This window comes from Paenibacillus sp. FSL H8-0261 (assembly GCF_045040645.1).
Taxonomy (GTDB): domain Bacteria; phylum Bacillota; class Bacilli; order Paenibacillales; family Paenibacillaceae; genus Paenibacillus_AQ.
Map to the genome: position 1 here is coordinate 4,279,432 of NZ_CP150297.1, position 23,638 is coordinate 4,303,069.

Consider the following 23,638-nt stretch of genomic DNA (forward strand, 5'->3'; position numbering starts at 1 on the left):
CTTAGCGGTGCAATTCAAACATAGCGTGCAGCGAACGCAGGGACTGCACCATATCCTCTTTCTTCACCAGCACCCAAATCGTTGTATTCGAATCTGCGGATTGGAGAATCTGAATATTTTGTGAGCTAAGTGCCTCAACGATACGCGCCATAATACCAGGTACACCATTAATTCCGCCCCCGATAACGGAAACTTTTGCACAACCTGATAAACTCTTAGGACGCAAGCCCAATTGCTGAAGAACTGAGATCGCCTTTTCTGATTTGTCATCGAACACAGTATAAAGAGCTTCAGTAGGTGTTACATTAATAAAATCAACGCTTATTCCGTTGTCGGCCATACTTTTAAAAATTTGCAGTTGAACGCCCGTACCATTTCCATCAGGACACTCCACAGAAATCTGTGTGACGTTGCTGACATAAGCAATCCCTGTTACGAAGCGATCTACAATGCCACCAGACTGGATGTCGTTGAATCCTTCAGGATTCGTAACCAGCGTACCTTCATTCTCAGAAAATGTTGAACGAACGCGTACTGGAATTTGTGCCTGCATAGCAATCTCAACCGCACGTGGATGGATCACTTTTGCTCCTTGATGAGCCATATTACAAATTTCTGTATAACTAACATACGTTAGCGGTTTTGCATCTTCAACGATCCGCGGATCTGCTGTAAGAATCCCGTTAACATCTGTATAGATATCAACCATATCTGCATGAAGGGCAGCACCCAGTGCAGTCGCAGAGGTGTCACTTCCTCCACGGCCCAAAGTCGTCAAATCACCAGCTTCAGTCTGTCCTTGGAACCCGGTCACTATAACTACTTTATCTTCACGCAGTTCGCGAAGAATACGTTCAGGACGTACATCTAGAATTCTTGCATTGCCATAGTTGCTATCTGTCATAAAACCAGCCTGAGCTCCCGTTAGTACCGTAGAAGCAATCCCTTCATTCTCCAGCAGGCCACAAAGTGTAGTAGCAGAGATAATCTCACCACAGCACATCAAGAGATCCTTCTCACGCTCTGGGAGTGAATCTCCATTCTGAACAGCCCAATCCAGCAGAGTATCTGTTGCATAAGGTTCTCCGCGTCTGCCCATTGCCGAAACGACAATGACCAAACTATAGCCACTAGCGAGCTCCCTTTTGACATTACGAATGACGTGCTCTCTAGCTTGTGGTGTTGAAAGTGATGTTCCTCCGAATTTTTGTACCAGAATACCCATGTATAATTCCTCCATTATTGTCAAAGCAAACACACTAATCGTTCGTAAATAGAACTCATTTCGTCTCTAATGAGAAATTCCTTTACAGTACGTAAGCTTATTTCTTAAGTAATTTTCTTTTATTTTGAAAAATGGTTGTACCGCCCTCGAAATGAGGACGGTAGCAGTAAAGCTTATATTTTTTGGTGGCAATGATCTCAGCAATGGGTTTAGCAGATCTTGGCTTTGAGCGTTAACGACCGCATCTATTGATTAAGAAGTAACTCCGACCAAGGCGGCATATAACTTCTCATTGCTCATTTAGTGCATCTCCCCTTTTATTGTCCGCAACTAGCTCCACCGATTCCGCACTATTCTAGACGGAATGAAACTTTTCAATAATCATCGGCTGTAGTTGTTTACCTTGCAAAGCGGCATAGCAAGCTTCTGGGATAAGATCCATACGCGCTACTAACGAATTAGGTTTGCCCTCAGGGTTATCCTGTCCGAATGGCACAAAATAAATATGTTTAGCCACTAGAAGCTTTGCAATATTTGCGGCATTAAGACCTAAGCCATCATTGGTAGATATCGCGAGAACAAGTGGACGTCCATTGCGCATCTGCGATTTTGCAGCCATGAGCACTGGACTATCGGTCATAGCATTTGCCAATTTACTCGTTGTATTTCCAGTGCAAGGTGCTATCGTCAGCACATCCAGCAGCTTGGAAGGACCCAGCGGTTCCGCTTCAACAATTGTAGAAATGATATCATTACCTGTTATATCTTTCAACTGTTTTAGCCAATTTTGCGATGTTCCAAAGCGGGTGTCGGTGCCTAGTACGGATGCTGAAACTATGGGCACTACGTTTGCTCCTCCATCTACGAAGCGTTGAATTTGCGGCATTACCTCCGCAAATGTGCAGTGAGATCCGGTAATCGCATACCCTACTGTTTTTCCGTGCCAATCCATTTTATTCGTCCCCCTTGATTAAAGCCTCGTCCGATATCGACTGAACCAGCGCATTTGCCATAATAATCCCAGCGCTTTTAGGAGCTACAATGCCAGGGAGTCCAGGTGCCAGCATCGCTTTAATTCCTCTTTTCTCAGCATAACGAAAGTCACATCCACCTGGAGCGGAAGCCAAGTCGACAATTAAGCAATGCGGTGAGATACGTGAGAGTACTTGTGCGGTGATGATCATACTTGGAATCGTATTAAATATCAGATCAACATCCGACACATGAAGCAACAGTTCACTGGTCATAAACGGCTTCCAGCCCATTTCCTCAGCACGTGCATAATGTTCCTGTTTTCTAACACCGGCTTTGACACTAGCACCCAATCCTTGCAGACTTCTTGCCATTGTAAAACCCGTTCTGCCCAAGCCCAGTACCATCGATTTGGAACTGTGAATGGTAAAATCCGTGTTCTGTATGGCCATAACCAGTGCCCCTTCCGCTGTTGGGATGGAGTTGTAGATGGCTACATCATCACGATTAAGCAATTCAATTAACTTTAACGAATGCTTGGCGCACATGCCGCGTAAGTAGCTTTTAGCCATACCGCTATACACCAAACAATGGGGTGGCAGAGCAGCAAAATGTTCTTCCAAGAGCATCAAGCGTTCAGAAGAAAATAAAGCACTAATATTCCCTTCATCATCACAACCAACCGTAGGCAACACTAATACATCTGCATTACTAAGCAGCTCTACCGTCATCTGTTCCAGGCTCACCCCTGGGCAAGGGGCTTCCCATTTATCGAACCCGGCAGCGCTTACCGTCGCATCCAATTCCACACATTTCCGAATCACTTCAAGCTGTCTCGCGTCCCCGCCCAGGAACACGATCCTGACGCCAGTAAGCATAGGGATGACGCTCCTTTCAACATACACTATCGACTATAGAGCATCTTATGCTGGGCATTCTTAATGGGTGAAAAGCGGAGAAGAATTACCATGCAGGCTTAAATGTGAAACTTATAAATTGTCATATTCAAACGAAAAAAAGCTCGCGAATCACGCCGATTGGGCATAAATTCGCAAGCTTTTTAATAAGTCATATTATTTGCCAGTGTGACCGAAGCCTCCGGCTCCACGTTCTGTTTCGGATAAAGCATCTACTTCAACCAAAGTGACCACTGGAACCGCTTGAAATACCATTTGGGCAATGCGCTCATTACGAGCGATAGCAAATGGCTCTTGCCCTAGATTGATCAACAACACTTTGATCTCTCCACGATAATCAGCATCAATCGTTCCAGGTGTGTTCAAACACGTAATCCCATGCTTCAAGGCTAGTCCACTTCGTGGACGAATTTGAGCTTCTAATCCGTCTGGCATAGCTAATGATATGCCTGTTGGAATTAATGCACGTTCTCCAGGTGCAAGCACGACTTCGCTACCAACTGCGGCATATAGATCATACCCGGAAGCCTGTTCTGACATTTTACAAGGAAGATTAACATCCTCGTTTCCAGCTAGTTTATTGATTTGTACGTAATAAGACAAGATCATCTCTCCTAACATTTGCAATAGCTTTATCTGTTGAACCTACCATCGCTAAAGAAAGCGGCTCAGCAAACATATTATCAAGCACACTGTTGATATTGTCCATCGTTACTAACTGAATCTTGGCGATCATATCGTCTAATGTGTTATGTTTTCCGAGCATAAGTTCATTTTTTCCAATCCGATTCATCCGGCTACTAGTACTTTCCAGGCTAAGAATAAGGCTACCTTTAAGCTGCTCCTTGCCTTTTCTCAGTTCATCTTCACTAAGACCCTCAGTAGCAAGTTCGTACATCATTTCCTTAATTAGCTCCGTTACATCCTTAGTTTGCTTCGGTGCTGTTCCAGCATAGACCGTGAACAAACCAGAATCCGCTTGAGAACTGTGGTATGAATATACAGAATAGGCTAGGCCACGTTTTTCACGAATCTCTTGGAACATCCGTGAGCTCATACCGCCGCCAATGGCATTATTAATAAGCACCATAGCATATTGCAATGGGTCGCCAGAGCGGACACCTGGTAAGGAAAGACAGATATGATTCTGTTCTGTTTTTTTGCGGTGAAACAACAAGTCCCCATAATAATCCGGTGGAGTCAACGGCGCAGATGTGCCATGATTAGCAAAAGAACCAAAATGCTGCTCCAGCAGCTCAATCAATCCATCGCTGATGTTCCCAGCTACACTAATTACCGTATTCTCAATCGTATACTGCTCCTTCATGTAGGCACGAAGATCATCCGGCTTCATCTCCATCAGCCGTTCCTTTAAGCCAAGGATAGAATACGCAAGCGGATGATCCTTGTAAGCAGCAGCACACATCAAATCATGCACAAGATCGTCTGGTGTATCTTCGCACATAGAAATTTCCTCAAGGATGACGTTCTTTTCTTTCTCCAGCTCTTCAGCATCCATACGTGAACGGAAAAACATATCTGCTAATACATCTACTGCGATAGGCAGATGCTCATCCAGTACTTTTGCATAATAGCAAGTATATTCCTTAGAAGTAAACGCATTTACATTGCCGCCAATAGCATCGAACTGCTCGGCAATATCCTTAGCACTATATCGGTCCGTACCTTTAAAAAGCATATGCTCTACAAAATGGGATATCCCGTTGTTTCCAGGGTGTTCATTCCGAGAACCTGTCTTCACCCATATTCCAAATGAAACGGACCGGCCGGTCGGAATTTTTTCCATCACTACTCGTAATCCATTGGATAATACTATTTTTTCCACTTCATGTCCTCCTGGCAATAGCCATGTTCTATCTAAATTAATACACGTGCCTATAATCCTACCAGAAATAGATCACTCACTCAACATCAGAGGGGATTAGACGCTCCGTTGACAGCGTTTGGCTAACTGTTCCTAACTGTAACCCTTTTGCCTTTATCCCGCGTATCATGGCCTTCAGCGCCTTGGAGGATGAGGCAGTAGGATGCATTAGAACAAGTGTGCCAGGTTCAGCTTTGCTTGTGATTTTGGCAACTATAGATTCAGGAGAAGGATTGCGCCAATCCACCGTATCTACAGTCCAGAGTACAGTCTTTAAGCCCAAGCTGCTAGCGATTTCTACTGTCTCTTGATCGAAATCACCAGATGGAGGCGCGAACCATTTATTAGTGACTCCAAGCGATTCCTTTAGCACCTTTTGCGTCTTCTCAATCTCAACGGTAGCCCGCGCTCGACTTAAAGTACTCATATTGGGGTGGGTATAGGCGTGATTCTCCATCTCATGACCACGCTTTAACATTTCTGTAGCAAGCTCTGGATTCTTACTCAGCCAGCTTCCATCCAGAAAAAACGTAACTTTCACGTTCTCTTCATCCAAAATATCCAGCATTGGCACGATATACTGATTCCCCCAAGCCACATTAATCATCAGTGATACCATCGGTTTCGCCGGATTTCCTCGATATATAGGTTCTGCTCCCAGTTCATTTAACGATACTTTTGGTTCGATCTGCCGATACACTAACTTTATGGGTTCTTTTGGTGCCAAAAGAGCATTCTGATAGGTACTCTCTACATCAATCTCAAGTCCGTTATAACCCGGAATGGCTTTCCACACCCGGTCAACCACTGCATCCACTGGAGGTGCATTTAGCTTGGCCGCGGCGGTCTCAATCCTCAGACGAAGATCGTTGTTCGCCGCCTTAGGGATATCCATCCACACCGCAAGATCATCCTGCGGCTTCAATTGCGCAAGCATGTCCTTGACTGGTCCCTGTGTGCTACCAATTCCTATCACGATTGCTACACAAGCAACCACTAATGCCACTTTTTCCGTCTTCATGACGACTTCCTCCCCGGTAGAAACGAATTTCAGGTTCGTTCCACACGATTACAAAGACACTTTGTCCCAATCTATGAGACAAGGGAGGAATTTATGTCATGAACAGATACAAGACTAATAGATAGGAATGTTTGCTACAGTTTTCCAACTCGTTCATATAAAAAAAGAGCCAGAACGCAAATCGCTTCTGTCTCTTTTAATAATGAAATTAGATCCCTCTAGTAAAGGTTATTACTAAGATCAAACTTACGCTTTAGCTCCAGTTTCCGAAGTCAACACTGCTTTACGAGACAGGTTAACCCGGCCTTGTGGATCGATCTCGGTAACTTTTACGGTAATGGTGTCACCAATAGCAACAACATCTTCTACCTTAGCTACACGCTCAGTAGACAATTGGGAAATGTGTACCAATCCGTCTTTGCCCGGAATAAGTTCAACAAATGCACCAAATTTCTCAATACGTCTAACTGTACCTACATAGATTTCTCCGACTTGTACTTCACGCACAAGACCTTCGATAATCGAACGAGCCTTTTGGATCATTTCTTCATCTGAAGAACCGATAAAGACACGGCCATCTTGTTCGATGTCGATTTTCACGCCGGTTTCTTCAATAATTTTATTGATAATCTTACCACCAGCACCGATAACATCACGGATTTTGTCCGGATTGATGTTGATAATAATGATTTTTGGAGCATATTTGGACAGATTAGGTCTTGGCGCAGAGATCGCTTCATTCATTTTGTCCAAGATGAACAGACGGCCTTCTTTAGCCTGTTGAAGTGCATCTTGAAGAATGTTGCGATCGATACCTGCAATCTTAATGTCCATTTGAATAGCTGTAACACCTTCTGCTGTACCAGCTACCTTGAAGTCCATATCTCCGAGATGATCTTCCATACCTTGAATATCCGTCAGGATGGAGACATGATCTCCGTCTTTGATCAGACCCATTGCTACTCCGGCTACTGGTGCTTTGATTGGCACACCAGCGTCCATCATAGCCAGAATGCTGGCACAGATACTTGCTTGGGAAGTAGAACCGTTAGATTCAATCGCTTCTGATACTAGACGAATCGTGTACGGGAATTCAGTTTCACTAGGAATTACCTTGGATAATGCACGTTCTCCAAGTGCTCCGTGACCGATTTCACGTCGTCCTGGTGCTCTAAGCGGACGAGCTTCCCCTACGCTGAACGGCGGGAAGTTGTAATGGTGCATGAAACGTTTCGTTTCAGTAGGATCGATTCCGTCGAGGATTTGTACATCACCTAGAGCTCCAAGGGTACAAACGCTAAGGATTTGTGTTTGTCCACGTGTGAACAGACCGGAACCGTGTGTACGCGGCAACAGGCTTGTATCACATTCAATCGGACGGATTTCATCAAGTTTACGTCCATCTGGACGAACCTTATCATGCGTGATTAGACGTCTTACTTCATCCTTCACGATATCATGTAGGACTTCTTTAACATCTTTCAGAAGCTCCGGTGCTTCTATGTACTTCTCTACGAAATACGCAACCGCTTCATCATTAACGACATCAATCGCTTCCTGACGAGCATGTTTTTCAGCAATTTTAACGGCTTCCACCAGACGAGCCTCAGCAAATGCACGGACCTCAGTATTCACGTCAGCATTCACTGCATGCAGCTTCACAGCCATTTTTTCTTTACCAGCCACTTTGACCAGTTCTTCAATGGTTGCAACGATCTTACGGATTTCATCATGACCGAACATAATCGCTTCGAGCATCACATCTTCCGTCACTTCGTTCGCTTCTGCTTCAACCATCATGATTGCTTCCTTCGTTCCAGCAACCACTACATAAATATCACTGATTGCTTGCTGAGCCATATCCGGATTGATCACAAATTCTCCATTAATCCGACCTACAGCAACGCCGCCGATGGGTCCATCAAAAGGCACATCGGAAATACTAAGTGCAGCTGAAGTACCAATCATAGCAGCAATATCTGGTGCGCAGTCCTGATCCACACTCATTACCATGTTCAATACCTGAACATCGTTACGGAAACCTTCAGGGAACAGTGGTCTGATTGGACGGTCAGTCAAACGGCTGGACAGAATCGCTTTCTCACTCGGTCTGCCTTCCCGTTTAATAAATCCGCCCGGAATTTTACCTACCGCATATAATCTTTCCTCATAGTTAACTGTAAGCGGGAAAAAATCCAGGTCCTTCGGCTCTTTCGAAGCCGTAACGGTACATAATACCGAAGTATCCCCATAACGCACCATAACGGCTGCGTTTGCTTGTTTAGCTAGTCGGCCCGTTTCCAGCACAAGGCGTCTTCCGCCTAGCTGCATTTCTACACGTTTTTCCATAAATACCTCCTTGAATAGTAGTAGACCCGCAGTCAAATATTGCAGGTTCACATATCGATCTAATGAATCGGAAAGGCTTGTCCCCAAGCTAAAAACGCCTTCGGCGTCCTTATAAGGACGGTAGCGTTTATGCGAGAATTATAAGGATAAAGTATAGCATGAAACATATACTTTCTTATAATTTAAGGTATGTAGCCTGTTCTGTATACATATAAGAAGAAACGGCTAAGTCTTACAGATGATGTAAAGTGGCCGTTTTTACGAATAATCTCATCAGTCTTGCTATAAAGTTTTCCCTAAATTTTCAAAAAGCAACCCAGCTGTCCCGCTGTCGCTCCGAGAAGGACATACGGTATACAACCAGGCTGCTTTAAGGGTTATCTTATGGAAAATTAACGACGCAATCCCAGTCTTTCGATCAGGGCGCTGTAACGTCTGATGTCTTTGTTTTTCAAATACGCCAGAAGTTTACGACGTTGTCCAACCATTTTCAACAATCCGCGACGGGAGTGATGATCTTTCTTGTGCGTACGCAAGTGGTCAGTCAAATTAACGATGTTCTCCGTTAGGATAGCAACTTGCACCTCAGGGGATCCAGTATCGGATTCGTGAGTTTTGTGCTCGTCGATCAATTGATGTTTACGTTCTTGAGTTAATGCCATCCTGTTCACCTCCTTCAATATAATCGCCATTAGCCTCGTCACCGTCGGTGAGAACGTGCAACCAAGCTAAGGTTATGGTGCTGTAAGCCAGCAACGTTTATTAGTATAGCATCTCCATTAACAAAAGTAAACGGCTTGTCCGGGATGACTATAGATTATACCCCAAAATCTTCTTCGCGGTTTCTGCATCCTCACCGATTTGAGTAATCAATGCACCAATGGATTCGAATTTTCGTTCAGGACGAATGTAAGATACTAACTCCACCTTAAGCTCTTGATCATACAAATCACCTTCGAAGTCAAACAGATGGACCTCAAAGCTTGGCGTCAATACACCCTCATGAAAGGTAGGTTTAACGCCCACATTCATGACCCCGTACAAAACTTTATCCTTATAAAAGACTCGGACCGCATATACACCTTTAGTCGGAATGACAAAATGAGCACTGAGCTTCAAATTCGCCGTTGGAAAACCAATGGTGCGACCTCTCTTCTCACCATGACCCACTTCACCACGCAGATAGTAGCAACGTCCGAACCAGGAGTTTGCCAGCTCTAAATCCCCGTTTTGGAGACTTTTACGAATGCCGGAGCTGCTGACCTTCTCACCATCTAGCAGAAAAGGGGGAGCAACCTCTACATTCATAACACCTTCACCCAGCTTGCGAAGCATTTCAACATCGCCTTCACCTTGATAACCAAAACGAAAGTCAAAGCCGACAACTGCAGTTACAATATGTAGCGGCAAAAGCATAACAGAGACAAAATTCTGTGGACTTACACGGGAAAGCTGCTCGTTAAATTCAATAACATATAAGATATCGACACCCAAACTAGCAAGAATCTCCTGCTTTTCTACGGGTGGCGTCAAATACCCTTCATAATCACCCTTACCCATAACATCTTTAGGATGTGGATGAAATGTAAGGACTGCGGCCGGCACACCTTGTTTACGGGCTAGGGCCACAGCGGATGTAATGACGCTAGCATGTCCACGATGCAATCCGTCAAACTGCCCTAGAGCAGCCACTTGAGGCTGAGCCCACTCTGCAGCAGTCTCCGGAGACATCGGATAAGTTAACGTTACGGTTCTCACGCTGTTTCTCACCTACAATTCACTTGGTAAAATTGATTTAAGCTTGTGCAAATACCTTCACTGGAGCAATTGCACCTGTATCTTCCAATTCATAAATGCCAAGAAATCCACCTTGAAGATCGTATAGCCGAAATTGACTGTTCGTCTTCACCTCTGGAGCTATAAATCGTGAGGACAAACGCTGCCCCTGCAAAGCTGCCTTCTTTTTCTCATCCATTACAGTGTGCTTTGGCATATGAGAAATGGCTTCGTCTGCAGCGATTAAATGATCTTCCAATGTTCCGGCTTCCTTGTGAGTCGCAATATCCTCTAGCGTAAGACAATGACTGGCTGAAATCCCTGCCGACATCGTTCTCTCTAGTTTCACCATCACACCCGGCAGTCCAAGTGCTCGTCCGATATCGACACAGAGCGTACGAATGTACGTCCCCTTAGAGCAAAGCACCCGGAATGTGATATCGGGATGATTGCCTTCCCAAGTCATATCCGTCATTTCAATTTCATAAATCTCTACTTCACGGCTTTTACGTTCAACGGTTTTACCTTCTCTTGCTAACTCATAAAGACGTTTGCCGTCAACTTTAACCGCAGAATACATCGGTGGAACCTGAGAAATAACCCCTTTAAATGAAGCGAGCACTGATAGAATCTCTTCTTCAGTTACATGCACCTCATCTACAGTTTCTATAATAGTCCCAGTTAAGTCCTCAGTATCACTGGACATCCCTAGTCTCAGTGTTGCCACATATTCTTTGGGCAACTCCTGAATATACTCCACGACACGAGTAGCACGGCCCAGACAAAGTGGCAGCACACCTGTTACCTGTGGATCAAGCGTTCCCGTATGTCCGATCCGTTTCATGCCGAGAATACGACGTGCCTTGGCCACAACATCATGTGAAGTGAAGCCGGCCGGCTTGTAAACCGCCAGTACACCTTCTAATTCACTCATAAATGACGTCTTACCTCCTCAAGCACCTGCGATATTGCCGTTTCGAGTGTAGCTTCTATACGCGCGCCTGCAGCACGGGTATGACCGCCACCTCCAAACGTTTGCGCTAGATCAGCCACGTCCACCTTACCAGCAGAACGCAAACTAACTTTAACCGCATGTTCATGAATGACTTTGAACAAAATCCCTACCTCCACACCTCGAATATTGCGAGGGTAGTTCACGAGACCTTCTAAATCTTCATTAGCAGCAGCACATTCAATCATATCCTCCGGTGTAACATAGAGCCAGGCAATATCCCCTTCGGGTGATAATTGAAGAGTATTTAACGCTTTATTTAAAATTTTAATCTGCGGCAATGTCATTTCTTCAAGTAATGTCTCAGCCAGTTCAGGACCGTTAACGCCATAAGAAAGCAGTTCAGATACGGCTGCCATTACTTTTGGTGATGTGTTGGTATATCGAAATCCACCAGTATCTGTCAAAAGACCTGTGTATAAAGCTGTGGCGATATCAATGTCCCATTCAATATCGAACGTCTTCAGCAGATCGAACAAAATTTCCGCAGTCGCAGCAGCATCCGGTTTGATTAAATTCACAAGTCCATAACCGTTGTTAGTGGGATGATGGTCAATGTTCAGGATTAGAGCATCCTTCGCAAAATAGCGATGAGTCAGTCCTACTCGCTGAAAATCAGCACAATCCACACAGATCACATTGCTGTATTGACGGGGCGGCTCACTAGAGGCCATATTGATGATTTCATCCGAATGCCATAAATATTCCATCCGCTTCGGTATCGGTCCTTCATTCAGCATAGTGTATTTTTTGCCCAGACATGAGAGAAGCCAGCCCACCGCTAGGGTGGAGCTGACTGCATCTCCGTCCGGCTGAACATGCGACACTACAAGGTAATCGTCGTGTTCCAGCAGAAACTCACGGGTCTGCTGGAGACTTTGTTCATAGCTCTGCATTCGCCGTCTCCTTTATAAAGGTTGTTCAAAATAGCCTTGAGCTATTTTGAACTCCTTTTAGTACCTATTTCTAATCGTTCTTATGAAGCTCTCCAAGAAGTTTCTCAATGTGACTGCCATAAGCGACAGATTCATCGATCTTGAAGATCAGTTCCGGTGTATGCCGAAGGCGTATCGCCTTGCCAAGCTCGGAGCGAAGAAAACCATTAGCTTTCTCAATCGCTTTAAGGGAGCCTGACTTCTGCTCTTCATCCCCGAACACGCTTAGGTATACTTTCGCTTGCGACAGATCGTTAGTCACGTCTACGCCAGTTACAGTTACAAAACCGATTCGAGGATCTTTCAGTCCGCTTTGGATAAGTTGACTAAGCTCTTTCTTGATCTGCTCGCCCACTCGTCCTGCTCTAATTTTAGACATCTATATTCACCTCTTCGCTTAGCGCTCTACAGTTTCCATAAGAAACGCTTCGATAATGTCGCCCTCTTGGACGTCATTATAGCGTTCCAAAGTTATGCCGCATTCATAACCTTGCGCCACTTCTTTGGCATCATCTTTAAAGCGTTTCAAGGTATCAACTTTACCTGTAAATACAACGATTCCGCTACGGATCAAGCGCATTTCAGCATTACGGGTAATTTTACCATCAATTACCATACAACCTGCAATGGTACCCACTTTACTGATTTTGAAGACGCTACGTACTTCAGCGTGACCGATAACGTTCTCTTTATAGATAGGATCAAGCATACCCTTCATTGCACTTTCAATTTCCTCGATTACATTGTAGATGATGTTATGGAGACGAACATCTACTTTTTCTTGTTCAGCAGCTGCCTTAGTTTGAGCGTCCGGACGAACGTTAAAGCCAATAACAATAGCATTAGATGCTGCTGCAAGTGTAATATCGGATTCCGTAATGGCACCAGCACCACTGTGAATGATCTTCACGCGGACGCCTTCCACTTCGATCTTAGCCAGGGAACCTTTAAGTGCCTCGACTGAACCTTGTACGTCAGCTTTAATGATAACGTTAAGGTCTTTGATTTCGCCGTCTTTAATGTGCTGGAACAAATCATCCAATGTTACACGGGTGTTCGTATTCAGCTCAGATTGACGTTGGGATGTGGAACGTCTATCAGCAATCGCACGGGCTTTACGCTCGTCTTCGAAAGCCATAAACGGATCGCCAGCTTGTGGTACCTCAGTCAAACCAGTAATTTCTACTGGTGTGGAAGGTCCAGCTTCCTTGATCTTACGTCCTTTATCATTAACCATCGCACGTACACGTCCGAAGCAGTTACCTGCTACGAAAGCGTCGCCGACTTTCAATGTACCGTTCTGTACCAGAACACGTGCAACTGGTCCACGATTCTTATCAAGCTCAGCTTCTATAACCGTACCGCGTGCCCGTTTGTCAGGGTTCGCTTTGTACTCATTTACTTCAGCAACGAGCAGAATCATTTCCAGCAGTTCTTCCAAGTTAATACGTTGTTTTGCAGAAAGGTTAACGAAGATGGTATCTCCGCCCCACTCTTCAGGAACGAGTTCATAGCTTGTAAGCTCTTGCTTCACTTTGTCAGGATCTGCACCCGGCTTGTCGATTTTATTAACAGCGACAATAATCGGAAGTCCAGCAGCCTTAGCATGTGCAATAGCTTCAACGGTCTGAGGCATAACACCGTCATCAGCAGCAACTACGATAATAGTCATATCTGTTACCTGTGCACCACGAGCACGCATAGCAGTAAATGCTTCGTGACCAGGTGTATCTAGGAACGTGATTTTCTTCTGGTTGATTTCAACTTGATAAGCACCGATATGCTGTGTGATTCCGCCTGCTTCGCCTAGAGATACACTCGTCGAACGAATGGCATCCAGCAAAGTAGTTTTACCGTGGTCAACGTGACCCATGATCGTAACTACTGGAGGACGTGACTGAAGTTCTTCTTCAGCATCATTCTCTTCCACAGTTTCAAAGCTATCCTCATCAACAGGAATCTTCACTTCTACTTCTACGCCGAATTCAGCAGCGAGTAGCAGGATGGTGTCGATATCCAGCTCTTGGTTGATGGTTGCCATAACACCCATAGAGATCAGCTTCTTAATTACTTCAGAAGCGTCTTTGTGAAGCAATTTTGCTGTTTCACCAACAGTCATGCTACCACGAACGATAATCTTCTTAGGTGTGTTATCGATCTTCTCACGGTGAACCATTGGCTGATTCTTGCCGCGGCCATTCTTACCACCACGACCGCGGTAGTTACCGCCTTTGCCATCATCAAACCGTCTATTGTTCGTATTTGGTCTACCACCAGTTGTGTTCTTCTTAGGACCTCTGTCGTCACCGCGTGTGAAGCCACCGCCAGTGCCAGATTGACCTTGTGGGCGGCTGTCAGTGCGAGGTGCACTGCTTTGTCCTTGCGGACGGCTGCCAGTATTATTTCCTTGTGGACGGCTACCACCGGTATTACTACCTTGCGGACGGCTGCCACCAGTGCTGCTACCTTGCGGACGGCTACCACCGGTACTGCTACCTTGTGGACGGCTGCCAGTATTACTTCCTTGCGGACGGCTGCCACCAGTGTTGCTACCTTGTGGACGATTGCCGCCTGTGCTACTTCCTTGCGGACGGCTTCCGCTAGTACTGTTAGTACGTGGAGCTCCGCTTTGTTGCGGACGTGCATTCTGCGTTGAACCTGTTGTTGTTCTGCGGGAATCTTGTCCGCTTTGGGGCCTTGGGGACGTCGTCGATTGGTTGTTGTTTTGGTTACTGTTCATACCTACCTGCTTTTCCTGTTGATTTTTGTTGGCATTCTGAGCACTTTGGGGTTCGGCAGTTACCGCACCGGTTGTCACCGGACGGCTGCTAGAGCTGGTATCCCGTTTGGCTGCAGCGTTCGACTTGATATCCTTGAAGAATTGCTCTACTTTGTTCACGGAACCGTTCTCCATGACACTCATATGATTATTCACAGGGACATTCAAACGCTTCAGAATTGTAATAATTTCTTTACTGCTCATGTTTAGTGACTTGGCGTATTCGTACACGCGCAATTTATCTTTGTTCTCTTCTTTAGTCAATAAATCCACCTCCGACAGTATCTCCGAGTTGCTTGGAGATCATTTCCGCGAATCCTTTATCCGTAATGGCCAGTACTACACGCTGGTCTTTACCAATACTTGCACCGAGGCTGTCTCGGTGAAATGCGATTACTAGTGGAATATCGTAGGTTCCGCATTTATCACGGAACTTTTTTTGGGTATTATCTGAAGCGTCACCTGCCAGAACGACCAGCTTCGCCTCTGAAGACCGTACAGCTTTGAGTACAGCCTCATCGCCGGTGACTATCTTGCCTGCTCTCATGGCAAGCCCTAAATAAGAAAGCGCCTTACTCATTATCCTCACTATCCTTTGCTGCTAGAAACTGCTCTTCCACGGAAGTAAACTCCCGGGCAAGCTGGTCATAGATTTCAGGACTCACTTGACATTTCAAAGCGCGGTCAAGTGCTTTATTCTTCTGTGCCAGCTTAAAGCATTCAAGCTTGCCGCATATGTAAGCACCACGGCCTGACTTCTTTCCTGTCAGATCAATCAGTACTTCACCCTCGGGCGTTCTAACCACTCGAATCAGCTCTTTTTTCGGCATCATCTCCTGGGTAGCAACGCATTTGCGCAGCGGCACCTTTCTTTGTTTCATACATACGCCTCCCGTCAAGCAGGTTAATTAATCAATGGAGACGGAATCCTGATGCATTTCATCAATAGAAGTTCTCGGTCTACCGTATTCCTGCTCCGCTTGACTTTCACTCTTGATATCAATTTTCCAGCCGGTAAGCTTAGCGGCAAGACGTGCATTTTGCCCTTTAATACCGATAGCCAGTGATAATTGATAATCAGGAACGATCACCCGTGCCATTTTCTCTGCTTCAAAGACTTGAACTTCAAGCACCTTAGAAGGGCTGAGTGCATTAGCGACATACTCCTGCACCAGATCAGAGTAACGGACGATATCGATCTTCTCGCCACGAAGCTCAGTAACGATGGTTTGAACGCGTGTTCCTCTTGGGCCTACGCAAGAACCAACTGGATCCACTTCCGGATTGCGGGAATACACAGCAATCTTCGAACGGAAGCCAGCTTCGCGAGCTACGGAACGAATTTCAACTACACCATCAAAGATTTCCGGAACTTCTAGTTCGAACAGACGCTTCAGCAATCCGGGATGACTGCGGGACAGCATAATTTGCGGTCCTTTGGTGGTGTTCTCAACTTTAGTGATATAAGCCTTGATACGCTCGCTTTGTTTAAACTTCTCACCTGGCATCAATTCGCTAAGCGGCAAGACCGCTTCGATTTTACCAAGATCAATGTAAATGTTCCGCATATCTTGACGTTGTACAAGTCCTGTTACAATATCATCTTCTTTGTCAATAAAGGCATTATAGATGAGTCCACGCTCTGCTTCGCGAATCCGTTGTGTTACAACCTGCTTTGCAGTCTGTGCAGCAATACGCCCGAAATCACGTGGTGTTACTTCAAGCTCAGCAATGTCTTCAAGCTGGAAATGCGGGTTAATTTCTCTGGCTGCCGGCAATGAGATTTCAGTCCTTGTATCCAGGACCTCTTCAACAATTAGCTTGCGGGCAAACACTTTAATGACACCTGTGTTGCGGTTCATGTCAACACGCACGTTCTGTGCTGCATTGAAATTACGTTTATAACTAGAGATCAGCGCCGCTTCGATCGCTTCGAACAGCACATCTTTACTGATGCCTCTCTCCCTTTCCAGCTCATTCATTGCTTCAATAAACTCCATACTCATGAATTTCCGGCCCCCCTTTCAAGACGTTAAAAAATAATGGCCAATCTCGCGCTTGCGACTTTGGCATACGGTACTACATGTTCTTTTTTGCCCGCGGAGATGAGCAGTTCCTCGTTCTCGAACGAGAGCAAACGACCTTCAAATTCTTTGAGTCCTTGAATCGGCTCATAAACAGTCACATACACGTCCTTACCTACCGCTTTAGCTACATCCGCAGCTTTTTTGAGAGGACGCTCTGCTCCCGGTGAGGAAACCTCAAGGAAATATGCCTCAGGGATAGGATCATTCTCATCCAACTGCTGACTGAAATATTCGCTAATGCTTCCGCAGTCATCAATATCAATGCCGCCTTCTTTATCTACGAATATACGCAGAAACCAATTGGAGCCTTCCTTCACGTATTCAACGTCCACCAGTTCGAAACCATTGTCGTCGAGATAGGGCCCGAGCATCTGCTCTACCGTTTGTTTAATTTTAGATTTGGGTGTGCTCAAAAGAAAATTACCTCCACGAACTTGTCTTTTGCTATATACCAAAGATAAAGAGTGGGTTTCCCCACTCTTTACACAACGGACTTATCTCATTATTACCAAAGAAATTATACCATAGTGAGTCTGGACTGACAAGTGCTAGCCCTTGACTCCCCCTTTGGAGCTCTCTTTTCTAGCCATGAAATAAGTGTTGTTAAAGCCTTTAAAATAGGGAAAGTTGATTGCTCTCCGGTAAGCCGCGGAAGCAGCCCATATTGGTTAGCAGCTCAATAACTGTCTTACTCGCCTTGGATTTTTGCTGGAAATCCTCAATAGAAAGGAACTCCCCGGCATCTTTCGCAGCGGCAATGTTGATAGCAGCATTCTCACCAATTCCCGCTAGTGCGGAAAACGGAGGAATCAAACTCTTGTCATCAACAATAAACTTATTCGCTTCCGAACGGTAAAGATCAATGTTTTTGAATGTAAACCCACGTGCCGTCATCTCCAAAGCCATCTCAAGGACAGGCAACATAGCCTTTTCCTTAGGCAAAGCTTGAAATCCTTTTTGCTCAATTTCTACGATCTGACGGTTGATCGCTTCATATCCCTTACAGCACAGTTCAATATCAAAATCTGCTGCACGTACAGAGAAATAAGTCGCATAATATTCAATAGGATGATACAGCTTGAAGTAGGCGGTACGTACTGCAGAAATTACGTATGCAGCAGCATGCGCCTTCGGGAACATGTATTGAATCTTCAGACAAGAATCAATATACCATTGTGGAACCTTGCACTTTTTCATTTCCTCGATCCATTCTTCAGATAAACCTTTACCTTTACGAACACTCTCGGTAATTTTAAAGGCCAAACTCGCATCCATTCCCGCTTTATAAATTAAGAAGAGCATGATGTCATCCCGACAACCGATAACGGTCTTAATGTTACAAGTGTTATTCTTTATAAGCTCTTGCGCGTTACCAAGCCAAACTCCAGTACCATGTGACAAACCTGATATTTGCAGTAAGTCAGCAAAGCTGGATGGTTTCGACTCAATAAGCATTTGACGTACGAATTTGGTACCCATTTCGGGTACACCATAGGTCGCAACCGGTGATCTGATTTCGTCAGGTCTCACTCCAAGTGCATCTGTAGAGTTAAACATACTCATTACTTTCGGATCATTCATCGGGATAGAAGTTGGATCAACACCTGTCAAATCCTGCAGCATCCGCATCATCGTCGGATCATCATGACCCAGAATATCAAGCTTCAGCAAGTTCGCGTCAAAAGCGTGATAATCAAAGTGTGTGGTCTTCCATTCGGCATTGACATCATCCGCCGGGAATTGTACTGGCGTAATATCTTCTACCTCCATATAGTCTGGAACAACGACTATACCACCCGGATGCTGTCCCGTACTACGTTTAACGCCTGTACAGCCGGCCGCCAGACGGCCAACTTCAGCTCCACGCCAACGTTTCTGGTGAAGTTCTTCGTATTTTTTTGCAAATCCGAAGGCTGTCTTCTCAGCTACGGTACCAATCGTTCCGGCACGGAATACATTTTTCTCACCAAACATTTCTTTGGTAAAGTTATGTGCATTCGGCTGATATTCCCCTGAGAAGTTCAAGTCGATATCGGGAACTTTATCCCCTTTAAATCCAAGGAAGGTCTCGAACGGAATATCCTGGCCTTCACCTTTGAGCTTCTGACCGCAATCCGGGCAGACTTTATCTGGTAAATCGAATCCGCTCCGCACACTACCGTCCAGGAACCATTCACTATGGCGACACTCAGGGTTTAGGCAAATATAATGCGCAGGCAAAGGATTAACTTCTGAAATCCCAAGAAATGTAGCTACTACAGAAGAGCCTACAGAACCCCGCGAGCCTACGAGATATCCATCTCGATTTGATTTTTTAACGAGACGTTCAGAAATCAAATAGTTGGCAGAGAACCCGAATTTAATAATCGGTGCAAGCTCTTTCTCCAAACGGGCAATAACTACTTCAGGTAGTTCTTCGCCATAAATGGATTTGGCAGTGTTATAACAGGTCTCGCGAATTTCTTCGTCCGCCCCTTCAAGAATTGGTGTAAATAGCTTGTCTGGAAATAGCTCCAGTTCTTCAAAACGTTCTGCCAGCTCAACTGTATTCGTAACCACGACTTCCATCGCTTTTTCAGCACCGAGAAATTCGAATTCAGACAGCATTTCATCCGTTGTGCGGAAGTGTGCATCCGGTTTGCGTTGGTCTTTAAGCGGACTAAAGCCTGTGATCCCATTAATGGTAATATCACGATACAGCTTGTCCCGGGGTTCAAGATAATGCACATTCCCCGTTGCGATAACAGGTTTATTCAACTGTTCCCCTATTTCGCAAACCTTGCGGACTACATCGCGAAGCTCATCAGGGCCTGCTACAAAACCCTTGTCCACCAAGTGCATGTACATGGTCAATGGCTGAATCTCCAGCACATCATAAAAATGAGCAACCTCCATGGCTTCCTCAGTCGTTTTGTTGAGTACTGCTTCAAAAAACTCTCCACGTTCACAACCGGAAATTACGAGCAGTCCATCTCTATGCTCTTCCAGCTTGGATTTCGGAATACATGGTACACGTTTGAAATATTCCGTATGTGACATGGAAATGAGCTTATAGAGATTTTTTTTGCCTACTTGATTAAGTGCATAAATATTACAGTGGAATGGTCTTGTGTTCGAAAGATCATTACCCACATAATCGTTTAGTCGATCAAGGCGGGTCATGCCCTTCATCTTTTCAGCATCTGCGAGCAATCCTGTTAATATACCGCCGAGCGCTATGGTATCATCAATCGCACGGTGATGGCTTTCCAGAAGAACTTTATATTTATCGGCTAATGTGTTCAGCCTGTGATTCTTCATGCTTGGATATAGTAACCGAGCGAGCTCAAGCGTATCAAGAGATGGATTCGGAAGCACAGGTTCACCTATTTTACGTAACGAGGCCTGAATAAAACCCATATCAAATCTGGCGTTATGAGCAACAAGGATACTATCACCCACAAATTCAACAAACTTACGCAGCACTGGTTCAAGATCAGGAGCATCCTTAACCATTTCATCCGTAATATTGGTCAATTGCTGAATATGATAAGGGATCTTCTCATGCGGATTAACAAAAGTAGAATAACGGTCTACTTCTTTGCCCTCACACATTTTAATGGCCGCCAGCTCCGTAATATTATTGCGGGTAATCGATAACCCCGTGGTCTCTATATCAAACACTACATAGGTAGCTGTCTTCAAGTCCAAAGGCTGAGCATTCTCGACAATATTCACAGAGTCATTCACAACATTGGCTTCCACGCCATAAATCATTTTTATCTTATGCTTATGAGCTGCATGGTTCGCATCAGGAAAAGCCTGAACTCCGCCATGATCAGAAATAGCAATCGCAGGATGCCCCCACTGGGCAGCTGTTTTGACATAGGTAGTGATCGGAGTGACCGCATCCATCGTACTCATCGTAGTGTGAAGGTGGAATTCCACCCGTTTCTTAGGAGCCGTATCTTTACGCGCAGGCGGTGCCTTAACTTCCGTTAAATCCGAAGGGATCATCACTAGCTCAGGAATCTGCATAAAACGGTCATATTCAACTTTTCCGCGTGCTCTTACCCATTTACCGTTTGCTAGCTGACTCATAACCTTCAGATCATCTTTAGTCTTCGCGAACATCTTCATTTGTAGAGAATCCGTGAAATCGGTCAAACTGAAGGTGAACAAAGTACTGCCATTGCGAAGTTCCTTACGATCCAGACCAAAAATGGTACCCTGAATTGTAATTTTCTTCTCTTCATCTTGAATTTCAAGAATCGGCACGGCCTGTTCCTTAATTTCATACCCCACTTGAAGCTTAATTACTTCATTAGGATCGCTATCATCAGCAGGAGCTTCTGTTTCTACAGCAGTCATCATCTGCTCAACGATCTCGCGTTGTTCTTGCTGAAGCTTTTGCTGAAATTCTTCGTATGCTTCAACATTATTATTTTCGTTCTCTGCCATTAGCACTTTAACTTTTAAGGAGAGACCGAAATACTTATCATAAAATTTAATAATTGCCCCATCGATGCCTTTTTTACGAGCCAGCTCCATAGAAGTGGAGTCACTCATCGTCAGCATTAAAGTGTCATCTTTAAGCTCTTGGGTAGAACGTGTCAGCCAGCCATTAACCGAAGGGATCTCGCGAGTCACCCACTCCAGAAACAATCCCCAATATTCTTGGACTAGCTCTGCTCTACTAACTTTTTGATCATATACGAATAAAAAGCTTACTTTGGCTATATGCTGTAGCTTCTCGCGCATTCTGAGGCAAAATGTCCGGTATACCTGCGCTGGAACCAGACTTTCTTTCGTAATCACTATTTGCCAGTCTCGGTTACCACGGCTGATCTCTACACGCTCTATATATCCATCTAAAAAGTAGGGATCCATAATTGCAGGTGGAATTTCACCTTGCTTCATCAAGAGCTCGAATCTTTTTCTTCTCTCCTGGTTTTGTTCCATGCTTTCCTCCCACCTTTGATAACTCCGTAAAACACAATCAATGATATTCAGTGAAAGTACAATATGACAAGCATAAACGCCTTCGGCGTCCTTATGAGGACGGTAAGTGTTTATGCGAGAAATAAAAGGATAATTTATTACGTAAGCCTATAAATTCTTATATTTTAAAAAGCTTCTGGATTCAAAAAGCATTGGGTTTTTTCGGCCCGCTGACTCCTCTCTCCAGAAGCTAGATTAAAATACTACAAGACTGTTGATCGGTACCAAAAGATTAATATGCCTTTGCAAAAACCACAGTATGCACAGCTGGTTTACCACAGCAAATGCAGACTTGTTTCTTCTCCGCCGGATCGAAAGGAATGTTACGGCTACCCGCACCTGTCTCTTCCTTAACTTTGGACTCGCATTCTTCGGAACCACACCAGCCAGCTAGTGCAAAGCCGCGTTTTTCTTCCATTGAAGCTTTCATTTCTTCCAAGGAATCTACAGAATAGAAATGGTCCTCACGGAATTTCAGGGCACGTTCGAACATTTCATTATGAACCTGCTCGAGCATTGCTTGTACCTCTTCAACAAGGTTCTCCTGCTGAATTATCTTCTTCTCACCTGTGACACGGGATACGATAACGCAAACGCCATTCTCCATATCGCGTGGTCCAAGCTCCAAGCGCACAGGTATACCGCGCATTTCATATTCATTGAACTTCCAACCTGGCGTTACATCCGAACGATCATCCACACGTACACGAACACCTGCGTTCTTCAGCTCCTTGAACAGCTCGTCTGTCCGTCCAATCACGGCTTCGCGAGTTTTAGGAGGTCCGATCGGAATCATAATCACTTGAGTTGGCGCTACCTTAGGTGGCAGAACAAGACCACGGTCATCACCATGCACCATAATCAGCGAACCAATCAAGCGTGTAGTGGATCCCCATGAGGTGGTATGCACATATTCTAAATTATTGTCGCGGCTCAAATACTGGATCTCAAATGCTGTTGCAAACTTGGTACCCAAGTAATGTGAGGTAGCAGCCTGAACAGCACGTCCATCTTTCATCATCGCTTCAATAGAATACGTATCTACTGCACCAGCAAAACGCTCGGAAGGTGTCTTTTGTCCAGTGATCACCGGAATGGCAAGGAATGTCTCGGCAAAATCACGGTAGTTATCCAGCATCTTCATGGTTTCTTCACGAGCTTCGGCTTCATTCTCATGCGCAGTATGCCCTTCTTGCCAAAGAAACTCAGTAGTGCGGATAAATGGTAAAGTACGCTTCTCCCAACGAACCACGTTCGCCCATTGATTGATAAGTACAGGAAGGTCACGATAGGACTGAATCCATTTGGAATACATATGCCCGAACATGGTCTCAGAAGTAGGACGGACAGCCAGACGTTCTTCAAGCACGTCTCCACCAGCCTCAGTTACCCATGGCAGTTCGGGATTAAAGCCTTCAATATGATCCTTTTCCTTTTGAAAGAAACTCTCTGGAATGAACACTGGAAAATAAGCATTACGATGCCCAGTTTCCTTGAGGCGACGGTTCATTTCCTCCTGAATATGCTCCCATATTTCATAGCCCTCTGGCTTAAATACGATACAGCCACGAACAGGAGAGTAGTCCATCAAGTCTCCTTTTTTTATAACATCAATATACCAGCGTGAGAAATCCTCGCTTTGCGGCGTGATTTCCGTAACGAATTGCTTATCTTTTGCCATGTAATGGAATGCCTCCCGA

Annotated in this window: 18 protein-coding genes and 1 pseudogene; all 19 read right to left on the bottom strand. The window is 45.0% G+C overall.

Annotation, left to right across the window (positions count from 1 at the left end; genetic code table 11):
* Window position 1: 1 nt before the first annotated feature.
* The 19 genes and pseudogenes from dapG to proS all read right to left on the bottom strand — a co-directional run bounded on the left by dapG (window position 2) and on the right by proS (window position 23,619).
* Window positions 2-1,225 (bottom strand): aspartate kinase, encoded by a 1,224-nt coding sequence (gene dapG / locus MHI27_RS18975; RefSeq protein ID WP_042189405.1) that lies wholly within the window; start codon window positions 1,223-1,225, stop codon window positions 2-4.
* 355 nt (window positions 1,226-1,580) lie between these two features.
* Window positions 1,581-2,177: a dipicolinate synthase subunit B gene (locus MHI27_RS18980; RefSeq protein WP_042189406.1), complete on the bottom strand. Its 597-nt coding sequence runs from the start codon at window positions 2,175-2,177 to the stop codon at window positions 1,581-1,583.
* A 1-nt stretch (window position 2,178) separates the two neighbouring features.
* Window positions 2,179-3,075, bottom strand: coding sequence for a dipicolinate synthase subunit DpsA (gene dpsA / locus MHI27_RS18985; protein ID WP_405174475.1), 897 nt, complete (start codon window positions 3,073-3,075; stop codon window positions 2,179-2,181).
* Window positions 3,076-3,270: 195 nt separating this feature from the next.
* On the bottom strand, window positions 3,271-3,717 hold the full coding sequence (gene dut / locus MHI27_RS18990; protein ID WP_197071224.1) for a dUTP diphosphatase: 447 nt from the start codon (window positions 3,715-3,717) through the stop codon (window positions 3,271-3,273).
* Window positions 3,692-4,960, bottom strand: coding sequence for a pitrilysin family protein (locus MHI27_RS18995; RefSeq protein WP_042189409.1), 1,269 nt, complete (start codon window positions 4,958-4,960; stop codon window positions 3,692-3,694). The genes dut and MHI27_RS18995 overlap by 26 nt, the downstream gene beginning before the upstream one ends.
* A 76-nt stretch (window positions 4,961-5,036) precedes the next feature.
* Window positions 5,037-6,020: a polysaccharide deacetylase family protein gene (locus MHI27_RS19000; protein ID WP_405174476.1), complete on the bottom strand. Its 984-nt coding sequence runs from the start codon at window positions 6,018-6,020 to the stop codon at window positions 5,037-5,039.
* 246 nt (window positions 6,021-6,266) lie between these two features.
* The gene (gene pnp / locus MHI27_RS19005; protein WP_042189411.1) at window positions 6,267-8,369 is read right to left on the bottom strand and encodes a polyribonucleotide nucleotidyltransferase; all 2,103 of its coding nucleotides are present in this window, start codon (window positions 8,367-8,369) and stop codon (window positions 6,267-6,269) included.
* A 392-nt stretch (window positions 8,370-8,761) separates the two neighbouring features.
* Window positions 8,762-9,031 carry a 30S ribosomal protein S15 gene (gene rpsO / locus MHI27_RS19010; protein WP_036656390.1) on the bottom strand — a complete coding sequence of 90 codons (270 nt, stop codon included), beginning with the start codon at window positions 9,029-9,031 and terminating at the stop codon, window positions 8,762-8,764.
* A 148-nt stretch (window positions 9,032-9,179) separates the two neighbouring features.
* Window positions 9,180-10,127, bottom strand: coding sequence for a bifunctional riboflavin kinase/FAD synthetase (locus tag MHI27_RS19015; RefSeq protein ID WP_042189412.1), 948 nt, complete (start codon window positions 10,125-10,127; stop codon window positions 9,180-9,182).
* A gap of 37 nt (window positions 10,128-10,164) precedes the next feature.
* Entirely contained in the window at window positions 10,165-11,079 is a 915-nt protein-coding gene (truB, locus tag MHI27_RS19020; RefSeq protein ID WP_042189413.1) for a tRNA pseudouridine(55) synthase TruB, read from the bottom strand.
* Window positions 11,076-12,053, bottom strand: coding sequence for a bifunctional oligoribonuclease/PAP phosphatase NrnA (locus MHI27_RS19025; protein ID WP_042189414.1), 978 nt, complete (start codon window positions 12,051-12,053; stop codon window positions 11,076-11,078). Before MHI27_RS19025 ends, truB begins: the two co-directional genes overlap by 4 nt.
* A gap of 70 nt (window positions 12,054-12,123) precedes the next feature.
* The gene (rbfA, locus tag MHI27_RS19030) at window positions 12,124-12,471 is read right to left on the bottom strand and encodes a 30S ribosome-binding factor RbfA (RefSeq protein WP_042128856.1); all 348 of its coding nucleotides are present in this window, start codon (window positions 12,469-12,471) and stop codon (window positions 12,124-12,126) included.
* Window positions 12,472-12,489: 18 nt separating this feature from the next.
* Entirely contained in the window at window positions 12,490-15,135 is a 2,646-nt protein-coding gene (gene infB, locus MHI27_RS19035) for a translation initiation factor IF-2 (RefSeq protein ID WP_076299231.1), read from the bottom strand.
* Window positions 15,130-15,451, bottom strand: a pseudogene (locus tag MHI27_RS19040) (YlxQ family RNA-binding protein); the annotation flags it as partial. The gene infB and the pseudogene MHI27_RS19040, both read right to left, overlap by 6 nt.
* Window positions 15,444-15,752 (bottom strand): RNase P modulator RnpM, encoded by a 309-nt coding sequence (gene rnpM / locus MHI27_RS19045; RefSeq protein WP_042189416.1) that lies wholly within the window; start codon window positions 15,750-15,752, stop codon window positions 15,444-15,446. The gene rnpM and the pseudogene MHI27_RS19040, both read right to left, overlap by 8 nt.
* 27 nt (window positions 15,753-15,779) lie before the next feature.
* Complete coding sequence (nusA, locus tag MHI27_RS19050) at window positions 15,780-16,877, bottom strand: transcription termination factor NusA (RefSeq protein WP_042189417.1); 1,098 nt, start codon at window positions 16,875-16,877, stop codon at window positions 15,780-15,782.
* Between the two features lie 26 nt (window positions 16,878-16,903).
* Window positions 16,904-17,371 (bottom strand): ribosome maturation factor RimP, encoded by a 468-nt coding sequence (gene rimP / locus MHI27_RS19055; RefSeq protein ID WP_042128863.1) that lies wholly within the window; start codon window positions 17,369-17,371, stop codon window positions 16,904-16,906.
* A gap of 199 nt (window positions 17,372-17,570) precedes the next feature.
* The gene (locus MHI27_RS19060; protein WP_405174477.1) at window positions 17,571-21,899 is read right to left on the bottom strand and encodes a PolC-type DNA polymerase III; all 4,329 of its coding nucleotides are present in this window, start codon (window positions 21,897-21,899) and stop codon (window positions 17,571-17,573) included.
* A gap of 271 nt (window positions 21,900-22,170) precedes the next feature.
* Window positions 22,171-23,619 carry a proline--tRNA ligase gene (gene proS, locus MHI27_RS19065; RefSeq protein WP_405174478.1) on the bottom strand — a complete coding sequence of 483 codons (1,449 nt, stop codon included), beginning with the start codon at window positions 23,617-23,619 and terminating at the stop codon, window positions 22,171-22,173.
* Between the last annotated feature and the right edge of the window lie 19 nt (window positions 23,620-23,638).

Bases quoted from the DNA above. Each gene is read 5' to 3' on its own strand.
- dapG (WP_042189405.1), bottom strand. From the start codon at position 1,225: ATGGGTATTCTGGTACAAAAATTCGGAGGAACATCACTTTCAACACCA.
- MHI27_RS18980 (WP_042189406.1), bottom strand. From the start codon at position 2,177: ATGGATTGGCACGGAAAAACAGTAGGGTATGCGATTACCGGATCTCAC.
- dpsA (WP_405174475.1), bottom strand. From the start codon at position 3,075: ATGCTTACTGGCGTCAGGATCGTGTTCCTGGGCGGGGACGCGAGACAG.
- MHI27_RS19000 (WP_405174476.1), bottom strand. From the start codon at position 6,020: ATGAAGACGGAAAAAGTGGCATTAGTGGTTGCTTGTGTAGCAATCGTG.
- pnp (WP_042189411.1), bottom strand. From the start codon at position 8,369: ATGGAAAAACGTGTAGAAATGCAGCTAGGCGGAAGACGCCTTGTGCTG.
- rpsO (WP_036656390.1), bottom strand. From the start codon at position 9,031: ATGGCATTAACTCAAGAACGTAAACATCAATTGATCGACGAGCACAAA.
- truB (WP_042189413.1), bottom strand. From the start codon at position 11,079: ATGAGTGAATTAGAAGGTGTACTGGCGGTTTACAAGCCGGCCGGCTTC.
- MHI27_RS19025 (WP_042189414.1), bottom strand. From the start codon at position 12,053: ATGCAGAGCTATGAACAAAGTCTCCAGCAGACCCGTGAGTTTCTGCTG.
- rbfA (WP_042128856.1), bottom strand. From the start codon at position 12,471: ATGTCTAAAATTAGAGCAGGACGAGTGGGCGAGCAGATCAAGAAAGAG.
- rnpM (WP_042189416.1), bottom strand. From the start codon at position 15,752: ATGAAACAAAGAAAGGTGCCGCTGCGCAAATGCGTTGCTACCCAGGAG.
- nusA (WP_042189417.1), bottom strand. From the start codon at position 16,877: ATGAGTATGGAGTTTATTGAAGCAATGAATGAGCTGGAAAGGGAGAGA.
- MHI27_RS19060 (WP_405174477.1), bottom strand. From the start codon at position 21,899: ATGGAACAAAACCAGGAGAGAAGAAAAAGATTCGAGCTCTTGATGAAG.
- proS (WP_405174478.1), bottom strand. From the start codon at position 23,619: ATGGCAAAAGATAAGCAATTCGTTACGGAAATCACGCCGCAAAGCGAG.